The organism is Bacillus sp. KS1, assembly GCF_020075515.1.
Classification (GTDB): Bacteria; Bacillota; Bacilli; order Bacillales; family Bacillaceae; genus Bacillus; species Bacillus velezensis.
The window spans coordinates 181,386-194,542 of sequence record NZ_JACAWW010000018.1 but is presented as its reverse complement, the minus strand read 5'-3'; the positions used below and the strand labels follow the sequence as shown (position 1 = coordinate 194,542).

Sequence of the window (13,157 nt, the reverse complement as noted above, 5' to 3'; positions counted from 1 at the left end):
ATATGCCGCCATTTTTTAAGCAGAGGAAACAAAAAAAAGCCGATCAAAACGACCGTGACAATGAAGACAGAAAAGAAGCGGACAGCCGGCCGGACAAAGAACGGGGTGAGCCGATCTCCCTCAGCTTAAAAGAAAATATGAAGAAGCTGTCTGAGAGGTTCGGCAACAGTGCCGATGTCGTCATCCGCCGGCTGAAAATCGGAAAAGAAGAGCTTCCGGCCGCAATTGTGTATATCGCCGGTTTGGTAGACGAACAGCTTGTCAGCCAATCCCTTCTGGAGGATTTAATCGACATCCCGTCCGTTCAGCCGGAACAAGCGGTCTGCCTGATATACGATAAAACGCTTGCGATCGGCGGGGTGAAAGAGGAAGAGAAGTGGAAAAGTCTTTATGCCGGGCTGGTGGCGGGCAGCACGCTTATTTTTGTCGACGGGGCTGACAAGGCGCTGATCGCCAGCACGGAAGGGGGAGAGCACCGGTCCATTCAAGAGCCGAGCACTCAGGTCTCTTTCCGCGGCCCGCGGCAGGGATTCACTGAATCTCTGCAAATCAATATTTCCATGATCCGCAGGTATGTAAAAACGCCTGATGTATGGGTTGAAAAAATGGAGATCGGACACGAAACGAATACGGATGTCGCGCTGATGTATATTAACGGAATTTGCGATAAAAAGCTGATTAAGGAAGTCCGCAAGCGGCTGAAGCACATTGACATCGACAGCATTCTGGAATCCGGCTACATTGAACAGCTCATTGAAGACGCGCCGTTTTCTGTGTTCCCCACCGTATATCATACGGAGCGGCCGGACGTTGTGGCGGGGAATCTGCTGGAAGGACGATTTGCGATTATCGTGGACGGAACGCCGTTCGTTCTCATCGCGCCGGCCTTATTTATTCAATTTTTTCAATCGGTTGAGGATTATTATTCACGATTTGATATCGCCACCAGCATCAGGATGCTGCGGGTTTTGATCTTCTTCATTTCACTGGTGGCGCCGGGGATTTATGTGGCGGCGACGACCTTTCACCAGGAAATGATTCCGACGCAGCTGCTGATTGTCATCGCGGCCCAGCGGGAGACGGTGCCGTTCCCGGCCGTGATTGAAGCGCTGACGATGGAAGTGGCCTTTGAGATTCTCAGGGAGGCGGGTGTCCGGCTTCCGAGAGTTGTCGGCTCCGCCGTTTCCATAGTCGGAGCGCTTGTCATCGGCCAGGCCGCCGTACAGGCCGGCATTGTTTCCCCGGCCATGGTTATCGTCGTCGCCCTGACGGCGATTGCCAGCTTTGCGACCCCGGCTTTTGACATGGCGATATCTGCGCGCCTGATCCGGTTTCTCTTTATTCTCTCGGCGGCGGTCATGGGATTTTACGGGCTGATTCTGGGCATTATCATGATGTTTGTTCATCTGTGCGGCCTGCGTTCATTCGGATTTCCGTATATGTCCCCGCTCGCTCCTTTAACCCCGGGCGGACTGAAGGATTCCCTCCTCCGCGCTCCGTTATGGGCGGATGAAAAAAGGCCGGGACTGCTCGTGCAGGAAAACAACAGGCGCCAAGGGGAACATCAAAGACCGAAACCGGAGACATCCAGAGGAATGGTTAATAAAGATGTAGAAGAGGGCGACGGTAATGAAAAGACGTAAATGGATGCTTATCCTCTGTACGATGGTTTCCCTTATGTTTGTATCCGGATGCTGGGATAAAAGGGAGCTGACCGATTTAGCGGTGATCTCCGCCATCGGTATTGACCGGACCGAAACGGGAAAGTACGTCCTTCACTTTCAAATTATCAATCCGGGAAACGTGGCCGGCGGTCTGCAGGGCGGCGGAGCGGGAGACCGGCCTCCGGTTTCCGTCTATTCGGTGTCCGGAGACAATTTGACGGAAGCTTTGAGAAAAGGCTCGATGAAAGTGTCCAGAAGGCTCTATTTTGCGCATACGAATCTCGTGGTGTTCAGTGAAAAACTGGCGAAAGAGGAAGGGCTCAGTTTTATTCTGGACAATCTTGACCGCGACACCGAATTCAGGACGACCGCAACCGTTGTGATTGCGCATAATTCCAAGGCGGAAGACATTATTAAAGTGCTGACGCCGATTGATAAAATCCCTTCCAATAAAGTGAACAAGACGCTCAGCTTCACGCAGGAACAATATGGCAGAGTCATTAAAACCAGCCTTCAGGACGTTCTGATTGATCTCGCTTCTCCGACCGGGTCGCCGTTTATTCCTGGTTATGAAATGCACGGAGACGATAAAGCCGGTCCTACGATGGAAAATACGCAGACAACTGAACCGAAAGCAGTGCTGTCAGCGGACGGACTGGCGGTGTTCAAAAAGGATGGGAGGCTGGATTACTGGATTGAGGATGACGACAGTGTAGGGGCGGTATGGCTGCTTAATAGGATTAAGCATACGTTCATCAATGCGGATTGGAAGAACGTGAAGCACGCAATCAGTCTGCAGGTCACCCGCCAGAATACAAAGGTGACGGCCACTTTTCCGAACGGAAAACCGCATATTCACGTGCATGCTCAGGTCGAGGGGCTGGTGGACGCTGTCAGATACCCTTTCCATCTGTCTGATCCGCAAGTGCTGATGTCGATGCAAAAGGCGCTCAGCGTACAGCTTGAGAAAGATATCACCAAATCGATTGAAGATATAAAAGCCCATAAGAATGACTTCGTCGGCTTCGGAGACCTGATCTATCGGAAGCATCCGGACAAATGGAAAAAGTTCAAAGGGAAGTGGGATGAAGAATATTTCCCCAATCTCCCCGTAGATGTCAAAACGGAAGTCATTATCAGAAGAACGGGCTTGCGGAATAATCCTCTCTCAGACAAGCTTGAGCATGATTGATTTGAGGAGAAAGGAGCGAAGCGTATGGAAAATGCGAAAATCGGTACGCGTCAGCTGTTTATTATGATCATTTTGTTTGAATTGGGCAGTTCGTTATTGATCCCGCCGGGCACGATGGCCGGGCGGGATGCATGGCTGTCCGTGCTTCTCGGGTGCGTTATCGGTCTCGGGCTTTTCTACGTTTATCAGGCGCTGTATCAATTTTTTCCTGAGTCTTCTCCGAGAGATTACATGAACGAACTGATCGGCAGACATCTGAGCTGGGCGGTCTCCCTTCTTTATATTCTCTATTTTGCTTATATCGCCGCCCGCGTATTGCGGGATTTCGGCGAAATGCTTGTCACCTTCGCCTATCAGGACACGCCGATTTTAATTGTGAATGCCATGCTGATGATCGCCGCGATATTTGCGGTCAGAAAGGGAATTGAAGTGATAGCGAGAGCCGGCGAGCTGCTGTTTGGCATTATGTATTTCCTGACAGCCGTCGGGCTGATCCTCATTATCAGCTCAGGCACGATAAACCTCAGATTTCTCCAGCCCGTTTTAGCGGAGGGTGCAGGAACGGTCATTTATTCCGTGTTTAAACAGACGATGTTCATCCCGTTCGGTGAATTAATCGTGTTTGTCATGATTTTCCCTTATTTAAAAGATCGGAAAAAGGTGAAGAAAACCGGATTTATGGCGATTATCATCAGCGGGCTGTTTTTGGCGATGTCAGTGGCGATTAATATTTGTGTGCTGGACGTCAACTTAATGCTCCGCTCTCAATTTCCGCTGCTGAGCACCATACAGACAATTAAAGTGGAAGAGTTTTTAGACCGGCTGGATGTCTTTTTCATGCTCGTGCTCGTCATCGGCGGTTTTTTCAAAGTCAGCCTTTTTACATATGCGGTTGTCGTGGGCGTGTCCACGCTGTTTAAAGAAAAAAATCCGTCCCAGCTGGCCTTCCCGGTCGGATTGGGGGTGCTGATTCTCTCCATCAGCATCGCAAGCAATTTTTCGGAACACATGAATGAAGGCTTAAACATTGTGCCGATCTATATTCATCTTCCGTTTCAAGTGCTGTTCCCCGTTTTGCTGCTTATCATTGCCGTTATTAAGAAAAAGGTCAAAGGGACCGTCTATACAGTTTCGAAGAAATAACCCGGCCGGTGCGCCGGGTTTTTTAAATATCATGATTTTTGTCTTAATGCATTGACAAACTTGCTTGGCAATTGTACATTTTGATTTATTCTTATAAAATTACTAGGAAATATAGGTTTAGTCGTGTTAATATTTTCCAAACCGTATTTCAGAATAGAAGGAGATCCATCATGACAAAGAAAAAAGAAATCAAACTCGGTGTGTTTCTCGCGGGCACCGGCCATCATGTCGCTTCTTGGAGACATCCTCAGGCACCGGCGGACGCGAGCATGAATTTGGATTATTTCAAAGAACTGGCGAAAACGGCTGAGCGGGGAAAATTGGACATGCTGTTTTTGGCGGACAGTTTATCAATAGACGGCAAATCACATCCGAATGTGCTGACGCGCTTTGAGCCGTTTACGCTGCTGTCGGCGCTCGCTCAGGTCACATCCCGCATCGGTCTGACGGCGACCGCATCTACCACATACAGCGAACCGTTCCATATCGCGAGACAATTTGCATCGCTTGATCATCTTTCCAACGGCCGTGCGGGCTGGAATGTCGTCACATCTTCGATTGAATCGACCGCGCTTAATTTCAGCGGCGAAAAGCATCTTGAGCACCATCTCAGATATCAGCGCGCGGAAGAATTCGTTGAAGTCGTCAAAGGATTATGGGATTCGTGGGAGGAAGACGCCTTTATTCGTGACAAAGAATCAGGAGCTTTTTTCGATAAAGACAAAATGCATGAATTGAACCATAAAGGAACATATTTCTCCGTGAGAGGGCCGTTAAATGTCGCCCGCACACCTCAAGGGCGCCCGGTCATTATTCAGGCCGGATCATCAGGAGACGGAAAAGCGCTGGCAGCCAAAACGGCGGAAGTCATTTTCACCGCGCAAAATCATTTGGAGTCCGCGCAGGAATTCTATCAATCTATTAAAGAACAAGCGGCTTCTTTCGGCCGTGATCCTGAAAAAATCGCGATCATGCCGGGAATTTTTCCCGTTATTGCCGATACCGAAGAAGAAGCGCAGGCAAAATATGAAGAGCTCCAAGACCTCATCATTCCGTCTGTCGGCCTGAACATTCTGCAAAACTATCTGGGCGGCGTCGACCTTTCCGCCTGCCCGCTTGACAGCCCGCTGCCTGAATTGGATGCGGATGCGTCGAATGCCGTTAAAAGCCGGTTCAAGCTCGTTCAGGAGATGGCCAAACGCGATAACATGACCATCCGCGAACTTTACAAATATGTGGCGGGTTCAAGAGGCCATCATATCTTTGTCGGAACGCCGGAACAGCTTGCCGATAAGATGGAAGAATGGGTCGGAAAACAAGCTTGTGACGGTTTCAACATCATGCCGCCGCTTTTGCCTGAAGGTCTCACTCTTTTTGTAGACAAAGTGATTCCAATTTTACAAGAACGGGGCGTGTTCAGAAAAGAGTATGAAGGAACGACGCTCAGAGAACATTTCGGACTGGAAAAACCGGCAAACCGATATGCCGACTAAAGGAGGGCTCATCATGTCAAGACAATACCGGCTCGCAACAGAGGCAGACGCTGATGAGCTGCTTTCACTGACACTGCGGGCGTATGAACCGATCCGCAAGCTTGGCATCAACTTTGCCGCAGCAACGGCGGATAAGGAGCTCGTTTTGAATAACATACAAAAAAACGCCTGTTACGTTTTGGAGGAAGACGGACGGATTCTGGCGACGATTTCTCTGCGTATGCCGTGGGGGCCGAATCCCGGGCCGTACGGTGTCCCTCATATTTGGTGGTTCGCCGTCGATCCTGAAACCGGAAAAAAAGGGACGGGCTCGGACATGCTGGAGTGGCTGGAGAATACAGTGCTCCGCGATACATTAAAAGCGCCTTTCGTGTCACTGGGCACAGCGGACAAGCATCCATGGCTGATCGGCATGTACGAGCGGAAAGGCTACGTCCGTGCAGGCGAAAAGGATTTAGGAAAAGGGCACATCACCATTTATTTAAAAAAACAATTGCAGGATTAACATTTTAATAGGAAAAGGCGGGATTTCAATGAAGAAGAAAACATGGGCTTTGCTGCTGTCTGCCGCGCTTTTGGCGGTCTTAACAGCATGCGGAAACGGAAACGAAAGCGAAGGCGGCGATAACGTACTGCATGTAGGCGCCACGGGGCAAAGCTATCCGTTCGCATATAAAGAAAACGGCAAGCTGACCGGCTTTGACGTGGATGTCATGGAAGCCGTCGCGAAAAAAATCAACATGAAACTGGACTGGAAGCTGCTTGAATTCAGCGGTCTGATGGGAGAGCTCCAGACCGGCAAACTCGACACCATCTCAAACCAGGTCGCTGTCACGGACGAACGCAAGAAAACGTATAACTTCACAGAACCGTATTCGTATGCGGGCACTCAAATCGTCGTCAAAAACGATAACAAAGACATCAAATCAGTCAACGATCTAAAAGGAAAAACAGTGGCGGCCGTTCTGGGCTCAAACCACGCGAAAAACCTTGAGAGCAAGGACCCGGATAAAAAAATCAACATTAAAACGTATGAAACACAAGAAGGTACGCTGAAAGACGTGGCTTACGGACGGGTTGACGCTTATGTGAACAGCCGCAGCGTCCTGATCGCCCAGATCAAAAAGACAGGTCTGCCTCTGAAATTAGCAGGAGACCCGATTGTCTATGAAAAAGTCGCTTTCCCGTTTGCGAAAGATGCGGCTCACGATAAAATCCGCAAAAAAGTAAACAAAGCCATTGAAGACCTGCGAAAAGACGGCACGCTGAAAAAGCTGTCTGAAAAGTATTTTAAAGAAGACATCACAACGGAAGCAAAGCATTAAGAAACGGCGGTGAAAATCGAGAATGAACAGCATTGATTGGGGATTTATGTTTTCAGCTTTTCCCGCGTTAATCGAAGCCTTGCCGATCACATTACTAATGGCCGTCGCGGCCATGGTATTTGCCGTGATCGGCGGCCTTATATTAGCGCTTATCACAAAAAATCGTGTTCCTGTGCTTCACCAGCTGTCAAAGGTGTATATTTCATTTTTCCGGGGCGTGCCGACGCTCGTGCAGCTTTTCTTAATTTATTACGGCCTGCCCCAGCTCTTTCCCGGAATGAGCAAGATGACGGCGTTAACTGCGGCGATTATCGGGTTAAGCCTGAAGAATGCCGCCTACTTGGCTGAAATCTTCCGCGCGGCGCTCAACTCAGTCGATGAGGGGCAGCTTGAAGCCTGTCTGTCTGTCGGAATGACAAAATCCCAGGCGTACAGACGGATCATTTTCCCGCAAGCCGTCAGAAACGCGCTTCCCGCGACGGGAAATACGTTTATCGGCCTGTTAAAGGAAACATCGCTCGCCTTTACATTAGGAGTGATGGAAATGTTCGCCCAAGGAAAAATGTACGCATCAGGCAACCTCAAATATTTTGAGACGTATTTAGCCGTCGCGGTCATGTACTGGATTCTTACGATTATTTACAGTGTGCTGCAGGATCTGCTCGAACGGGCGATCAGCAAGCCTTATCGCACATAGGAGGAGGCTCAGGATGATACAAGTCAGACATATTCGAAAAGCATTTAAAGACCTTACCGTACTTGACGGGATCGATCTTGAGATCAAAAGCGGCGAAGTCACGGCCATCATCGGCCCGTCAGGCTCGGGAAAATCAACGCTCCTCCGTTGTTTGAATCTGCTGGAGCGCCCGGATGACGGCATCATTGAAATCGGTGATGCAAAACTGAATGCAGCGTCCTATTCGCGCAAAGACGTTCATAAGCTTCGCCAGCAGACGGCGATGGTGTTTCAGAATTACAACCTGTTCAAAAACAAAACCGCCCTGCAAAATGTGACAGAGGCGCTGATCACCGCGCAAAAGAAACCGAAAAAAGAAGCGGAACGGATCGGTATGGAACTGCTGAGGCAAGTCGGTTTAGAACACAAAGCGGACAGCTACCCAATTACGATGTCGGGCGGGCAGCAGCAGCGGATCGGGATTGCACGGGCCTTGGCCGTTGATCCTCACGCGATTTTACTGGATGAACCGACTTCGGCCCTTGACCCTGAGCTTGTAGCCGGGGTGCTCCAAGTCATCAAATCAATTGCCGAAAAACAGACAACCATGATCATCGTCACGCATGAGATGGCTTTTGCTCGTGAAGTGGCCGACAAAGTTATTTTTATGGCAGACGGACGTATCATCGAACAGGGAACGCCGGAAGAGCTGTTTGACAATCCGCAGAACGAACGGACGAAAAAATTCATTAAGCAAGTGGGAGAGCCCGCCGAACTTGTCTAAGAAGGGAAGAAGAAGAAATGGCAAATGAAACGTATGAATCATTAAACAAACGTTTAATCAATATCCGCCGCGACCTTCATGAATACCCTGAGCTGTCAGGAGAGGAATTCGAAACGACGAATAAAATCCGCCGCTGGCTGGAGGAAGAAGGAATCACGGTTCTTGATATGCCGAAACTTCAAACCGGAGTGATCGCTGAAATCAAAGGAGACAAAAGCGGCCCCGTCATCGCCGTCAGAGCGGACATCGACGCATTGCCGATCGAAGAGAACACAAACCTTCCGTTTGCTTCGCGCAACAGCGGCGTGATGCACGCCTGCGGCCATGATTTCCATACGGCATCTATCCTCGGCACGGCTTTTTTATTAAATGAGAGAAAGCATGAGATGAAAGGAACGGTGCGGTTTATTTTTCAGCCCGCGGAAGAAATCGCCGCCGGAGCAAGACAGGTCATTGAAGCCGGCGCGCTTGACGGTGTATCGGCGATATTCGGCATGCATAACAAACCTGACCTCCCCGTCGGCACGGTCGGTCTGAAAGAAGGCCCGCTGATGGCGAGTGTCGACCGCTTTGAAATCACCATTAAAGGAAAAGGCGGCCACGCCGGAATCCCTGATAACAGCATTGATCCGATTCAGGCGGCAGGGCAGATTATCGGCGGCCTGCAATCAGTTGTCAGCAGAAATATCAGCTCGCTTCACAATGCCGTCGTCAGCATCACAAGAGTTCAAGGCGGCAGCTCTTGGAATGTCATCCCGGACCATGTTGAAATGGAAGGCACCGTCCGGACGTTTCAAAAGGAAGCGCGTGACGCTGTTCCGAAACATATGAAGCGGGTTGCCGAAGGAATCGCAGCCGGGTTCGGGGCAGAAGCCGAATTCCGCTGGTATCCTTACCTTCCGTCAGTGATGAACGACGCCCGTTTCATACAGGCGGCGGAACAAACGGCTGAAGATCTTGGGCTTCAGACCGTTCGGGCAGAACAGTCGCCCGGCGGCGAAGACTTCGCATTATATCAAGAAAAAATCCCCGGCTTTTTCGTCTGGATGGGAACAAACGGAACAGAAGAATGGCACCATCCCGCCTTCACACTCGACGAAAAAGCGCTCCCGGCAGCGGCTGAGTTTTTCGCCCGGCTTGCCGTCAATGTATTGGAGCAGACGGAATGAATACGGAAAATCTGACGGCCGGACTTGCTCAGGCCGTCATGTCGTCTGTGCCGGAAACATCCGCCGAAGCGATGAAAGAAGCGCGCAAAGGACTGCTTGATTTTACAGCGGCTGCTTTTGCGGGGAGACGGGATACAGGAGTTGAAAAGCTGGTAAAACTGGCCGAAGAAGAAGGCGGGATGCCGATAGCGCCGCTTATCGGCAGAAATCAAAAAACCACGCCGTCCCAATCCGCGCTCATTAACGGCTTCATCGCACATGCGCTTGATTTTGACGATGTTCATTCTGATGTAAGAGGACATCCGAGCGCGGTCATCCTCCCGGCTTTGATTGCAGCCGCATCAGCCGGCCGGATAGACAAGAGCCGTTTTCTCGGTGCTTATGTGACGGGAATCGAAGTGATGGCGCGGCTCGGCGAGTCAGCTGGAAGGGATCATTACGAGAAAGGCTGGCACAATACAGGAACGTTAGGTGCCATTGCGGCCGCATGCGCCGTCGGATTCGCAGAGAATCTGAATCAAACCCAATTACAGAAAGCAATCGGGTTTGCGGCTGCCCGTTCCGGAGGCATGAGAGTGCAATTCGGGACAGAAATGAAGCCGCTCCACGCCGGCCTGGCCGCTCAAGCCGGGGTGTTCGCCGTAAAGCTTGCAAAGGCCGGTTTCGGCGGCTCAGCTCATGCGCTCGACGGAGAGAAAGGTTTTTTCGGACTGTACGGCGATCTTGAACGGGCAGAAACCCTGCTTGTAAACGGGTGGGGAAACCCTTGGCGGATCGTGAGTCCGGGACTTTGGTTTAAGGTTTATCCGTTTTGCTCGGCGGCCCATCATGCGGCGGACGCCATTCTCAAGCTGAAGGCCGAACATGGTCTCACTTTCGGCCAAACGGAACGGATTGACGTGATTTATCCGCCGGGCGGGGACGCCGCATTGACAGAACGGCGTCCGAAAACAGGCGAAGCGGGTCGGTTCAGCGTAGAATATGTGATCACCTTAGCTTTGCACGGTAAGGATTTTTCAGTTGAACATTTCACATCCGAGCCGATTCCGCAATCCCTTCAAAAAGGATTTGAGCGGATTCACCGCAGCTGCGATGACCAAATTCAGCCGGCTGACAACGCCGTTCCGAAGGGCCGTTTTACAATTGTACGGGTCACGGTTTCCGGCGGTCATGTCTATGAAGCACGTATCGACTGTCCGAGGGGAGCGCCGGGAAACGGTCTTTCTGAAAAAGATATTGAAGACAAGCTCCGGCTCGCTTTGCCGGGAGAAGAGAAAAAGGCGGAAGAATTGATCAAAGCAGCCGGACAATCAAATATTGACCGTTATTTACAGCTGATATAAATAAAAAGAGCGAGGGGATGCAGCCCTGGCTCTTTTTACGTTCACTTCTATTGAATAGGGGGATATAGGGTGCGCCCCTGTCTGCGCTGGCAGGGGCGCGGTATCAGGAAACGGCCGTGCCGTTTTCTTTGACCGTGAAACTTCCTCTTGATAAGCGGATGTTGATATCAGACACTTTGGCAATTTGTTCGTCGTGCGTAACCATGATGACGCATTTGCCGCCTTTATGCGCCAGATCCTGAAAGAGCCGGACGATTTCCTTTGACGTATCCTCGTCGAGGTTTCCCGTCGGCTCGTCCGCGCAAATCAGATCCGTATCACAGCAGAAAGCCCGCGCAATTGAAACGCGCTGCTGCTGTCCGCCGCTTAATGTCAGCACCCGCTGACGGGCCTGCTGTTCGGTGATGCCGACTTTATCCAGCATGCTGAGCGCGGACGCATCTTTGTTGTTCTCCTTAGATCCGGTAATCTCCATCGCGGTTGTGACGTTCTGGAGCGCCGTCATATACGGGATCAGATGATGAGATTGAAAGACGATAGAGACATATTGATTTCTGAATTTGGTTAATCCGATTTTTGAGATGTCTTCTCCGTTATAAAGGATGCTTCCCTCTTTAGGTGTGTCAAGACCGCCCGCCAGAGACAGAAACGTGGTTTTTCCCGTTCCGGAGGCGCCGGCAATTGTATAAAACTTCCCTTTTTCAAAGCTGATCGTTATATCCTGAAACAGCGGCTGTGATTTATCTTGGTACCAGTAGCCGGTCTGTTGAAAGGTTAATAGGCTCATTATGCTGCCTCCTCTTATTCCTGCTTGGTCAGGATCGTTTTAGGGTGAAGCCGCATGACTGATACAGACGGCAGTAATGTGGCGATGACGGCAATTGCGACGCCGATCCCGCCGAGAATCAGAAGGTCATTCAGCGAAACGTTTACCTGCATTGTACTGATGACATCTGCACCGGATGAATGCTGACCGAACATGCCGTCTCCCCGCGGCATTTCTCCTCCGCCCCAGCCGCTTGTTTGCTGCTGGGAATCATCGGCTGAGCTGACCTGCTGGGAAAGAAGCTGATTTCCGAGCTGATTCGCCACAAGGCTGCCCGTGACGGATGCGATCCCGATGGCGATAACCGCGACAATCAGAATTTCCGTTAAGAATTGTCCGATGAGCTTCCAGCGCTTTTCGCCGATCGCCATCAAGACACCCATTTCATACTTGCGTTCCCTGATCGACATCATCACGATCAATCCGAGAATGACCGCGCCCGCGATGGATACAAGGTACACCACGTTTTTAGAAAATGACGCGACATTTTCAATCGGGCCGGCCATTTGCTGATACACCTGATCATTTGTCGTCAGCGTGTAGGTTTTATCATCTATAGATGTTTTTTTCGCAGCCGCAACGAATGAGTCAATATATTTTGCATCATCCATATAATAAACGGCTGAGCTGATTCTGTTTTTGTTATCAGACCCTTTTAACGCCGCAGCTGCGGTGTAAGGCGTATAGATTTTATTGTCAGGGTTTAAGAATGAAAAATGCTCTGCCTGATCGTCTCCTGATGATGTTGTTTTATAAATTCCCACAATTTTAAGCTTTGTACTCACAGAATCATCCGCTGCTGAGGAAACTGTAATGGAGCCGCCGACCTTCAGCTTGTTTTGATCTGCCAGCGTTTCATTGATCACTGCGACTTTTGCGTCCGCATCTGTTTTTGTGATGGCGCGGCCTTCAGTGATTTTTGAGCTCCCGCCTGTGAAATCATCAAGCAGCGCCGTAGAGAGCACGCCTTCGACCGAAATATCCGCTGAAATCATCTGTCTTCCGCCGCCTTGAAAACGGCTTCCGCCGGAACTGTTATCGGCTGATTCGCCTGAGCTTTTTATCGCGTCAAAGCTTTCTGCGTTTGCTGACGCTGTCGTGAGGAAGTTGTAATTTTTAACGTGCTGTAAAGATGTAAGTTTCTTGGCATCAGAGACGGAAATCGGCGTTGATTCAAACGTCCTCTTTTCACCGTCTTTTTGCTGCTGCGCCATTTGCTTTTGGCGGTCAGCCTGGAGTGTGACGCTCCCGCCGAGCTGCTGCCTTGCCAGTTCGCTTGATTTCTTTGCCGCTGACTGGATCGTAAGACCGGACAGGACAAAAATGCAAATCACTGAAAACACAACCAGCTGCAAAAACGTTTTTCCCTTTTTTGCCTTCATGCTCCAAAAGGCTCTTTTTATAAAGTTCATGTCTGTTCCTCCGTGTGGGTGTCAGATCTTGTAAAACCAGCCTTCTTTAGAACCGGTTATCCGATATGTATATAGTAGGAGAAATGTATGAAAAAAATATGAACAAACTATTTCCGGGTGATGAAATAAA

12 protein-coding genes are annotated in these 13,157 nt (G+C 50.2%); 10 read left to right on the top strand and 2 right to left on the bottom strand.

Annotated features, from left to right (window positions below; translation table 11 throughout):
- The first annotated feature begins 2 nt into the window (after positions 1 to 2).
- From gerKA to HWY38_RS13515, 10 genes are all read left to right on the top strand, one after another.
- The gene (gerKA, locus tag HWY38_RS13560; protein ID WP_224182026.1) at positions 3 to 1,643 is read left to right on the top strand and encodes a spore germination protein GerKA; all 1,641 of its coding nucleotides are present in this window, start codon (positions 3 to 5) and stop codon (positions 1,641 to 1,643) included.
- Complete coding sequence (locus tag HWY38_RS13555; RefSeq protein WP_224182025.1) at positions 1,630 to 2,856, top strand: Ger(x)C family spore germination protein; 1,227 nt, start codon at positions 1,630 to 1,632, stop codon at positions 2,854 to 2,856. The genes gerKA and HWY38_RS13555 overlap by 14 nt, the downstream gene beginning before the upstream one ends.
- 24 nt (positions 2,857 to 2,880) lie before the next feature.
- A complete protein-coding gene (locus HWY38_RS13550; RefSeq protein WP_044802607.1) occupies positions 2,881 to 3,999 on the top strand; it encodes a GerAB/ArcD/ProY family transporter in 1,119 nt (372 codons plus the stop codon).
- A gap of 167 nt (positions 4,000 to 4,166) precedes the next feature.
- Positions 4,167 to 5,492, top strand: coding sequence for an LLM class flavin-dependent oxidoreductase (locus tag HWY38_RS13545; protein ID WP_224182035.1), 1,326 nt, complete (start codon positions 4,167 to 4,169; stop codon positions 5,490 to 5,492).
- 13 nt (positions 5,493 to 5,505) lie between these two features.
- A complete protein-coding gene (locus HWY38_RS13540; RefSeq protein WP_003156352.1) occupies positions 5,506 to 5,997 on the top strand; it encodes a GNAT family N-acetyltransferase in 492 nt (163 codons plus the stop codon).
- 28 nt (positions 5,998 to 6,025) lie between these two features.
- Positions 6,026 to 6,817, top strand: coding sequence for an amino acid ABC transporter substrate-binding protein (locus tag HWY38_RS13535; protein ID WP_032872866.1), 792 nt, complete (start codon positions 6,026 to 6,028; stop codon positions 6,815 to 6,817).
- 22 nt (positions 6,818 to 6,839) lie between these two features.
- Positions 6,840 to 7,514 (top strand): amino acid ABC transporter permease, encoded by a 675-nt coding sequence (locus HWY38_RS13530; RefSeq protein WP_007410261.1) that lies wholly within the window; start codon positions 6,840 to 6,842, stop codon positions 7,512 to 7,514.
- A 13-nt stretch (positions 7,515 to 7,527) separates the two neighbouring features.
- Positions 7,528 to 8,277 carry an amino acid ABC transporter ATP-binding protein gene (locus HWY38_RS13525; RefSeq protein WP_224182024.1) on the top strand — a complete coding sequence of 250 codons (750 nt, stop codon included), beginning with the start codon at positions 7,528 to 7,530 and terminating at the stop codon, positions 8,275 to 8,277.
- Positions 8,278 to 8,294: 17 nt separating this feature from the next.
- Entirely contained in the window at positions 8,295 to 9,446 is a 1,152-nt protein-coding gene (locus HWY38_RS13520) for a M20 peptidase aminoacylase family protein (protein WP_224182023.1), read from the top strand.
- Positions 9,443 to 10,789, top strand: a complete 1,347-nt coding sequence (locus HWY38_RS13515; protein ID WP_014304336.1) for an MmgE/PrpD family protein — start codon at positions 9,443 to 9,445, stop codon at positions 10,787 to 10,789. The genes HWY38_RS13520 and HWY38_RS13515 overlap by 4 nt, the downstream gene beginning before the upstream one ends.
- Positions 10,790 to 10,892: 103 nt before the next feature.
- Here the strand turns inward: HWY38_RS13515 and HWY38_RS13510 are convergent, their stop codons facing one another.
- Together HWY38_RS13510 and HWY38_RS13505 are read right to left on the bottom strand one after the other, a co-directional pair.
- Positions 10,893 to 11,576, bottom strand: a complete 684-nt coding sequence (locus HWY38_RS13510) for an ABC transporter ATP-binding protein (RefSeq protein WP_052587125.1) — start codon at positions 11,574 to 11,576, stop codon at positions 10,893 to 10,895.
- Positions 11,577 to 11,590: 14 nt separating this feature from the next.
- Complete coding sequence (locus HWY38_RS13505) at positions 11,591 to 13,027, bottom strand: ABC transporter permease (RefSeq protein ID WP_088037501.1); 1,437 nt, start codon at positions 13,025 to 13,027, stop codon at positions 11,591 to 11,593.
- Positions 13,028 to 13,157 lie beyond the last annotated feature (130 nt).

What these genes read in the sequence shown, in the direction of transcription:
- HWY38_RS13540 (WP_003156352.1), top strand. Translation starts at nt 5,506, where the DNA reads ATGTCAAGACAATACCGGCTCGCAACAGAGGCAGACGCTGATGAGCTG.
- HWY38_RS13550 (WP_044802607.1), top strand. Translation starts at nt 2,881, where the DNA reads ATGGAAAATGCGAAAATCGGTACGCGTCAGCTGTTTATTATGATCATT.
- HWY38_RS13535 (WP_032872866.1), top strand. Translation starts at nt 6,026, where the DNA reads ATGAAGAAGAAAACATGGGCTTTGCTGCTGTCTGCCGCGCTTTTGGCG.
- HWY38_RS13520 (WP_224182023.1), top strand. Translation starts at nt 8,295, where the DNA reads ATGGCAAATGAAACGTATGAATCATTAAACAAACGTTTAATCAATATC.
- HWY38_RS13510 (WP_052587125.1), bottom strand. Translation starts at nt 11,576, where the DNA reads ATGAGCCTATTAACCTTTCAACAGACCGGCTACTGGTACCAAGATAAA.
- HWY38_RS13525 (WP_224182024.1), top strand. Translation starts at nt 7,528, where the DNA reads ATGATACAAGTCAGACATATTCGAAAAGCATTTAAAGACCTTACCGTA.
- HWY38_RS13505 (WP_088037501.1), bottom strand. Translation starts at nt 13,027, where the DNA reads ATGAACTTTATAAAAAGAGCCTTTTGGAGCATGAAGGCAAAAAAGGGA.
- HWY38_RS13515 (WP_014304336.1), top strand. Translation starts at nt 9,443, where the DNA reads ATGAATACGGAAAATCTGACGGCCGGACTTGCTCAGGCCGTCATGTCG.
- HWY38_RS13530 (WP_007410261.1), top strand. Translation starts at nt 6,840, where the DNA reads ATGAACAGCATTGATTGGGGATTTATGTTTTCAGCTTTTCCCGCGTTA.
- gerKA (WP_224182026.1), top strand. Translation starts at nt 3, where the DNA reads ATGCCGCCATTTTTTAAGCAGAGGAAACAAAAAAAAGCCGATCAAAAC.
- HWY38_RS13555 (WP_224182025.1), top strand. Translation starts at nt 1,630, where the DNA reads ATGAAAAGACGTAAATGGATGCTTATCCTCTGTACGATGGTTTCCCTT.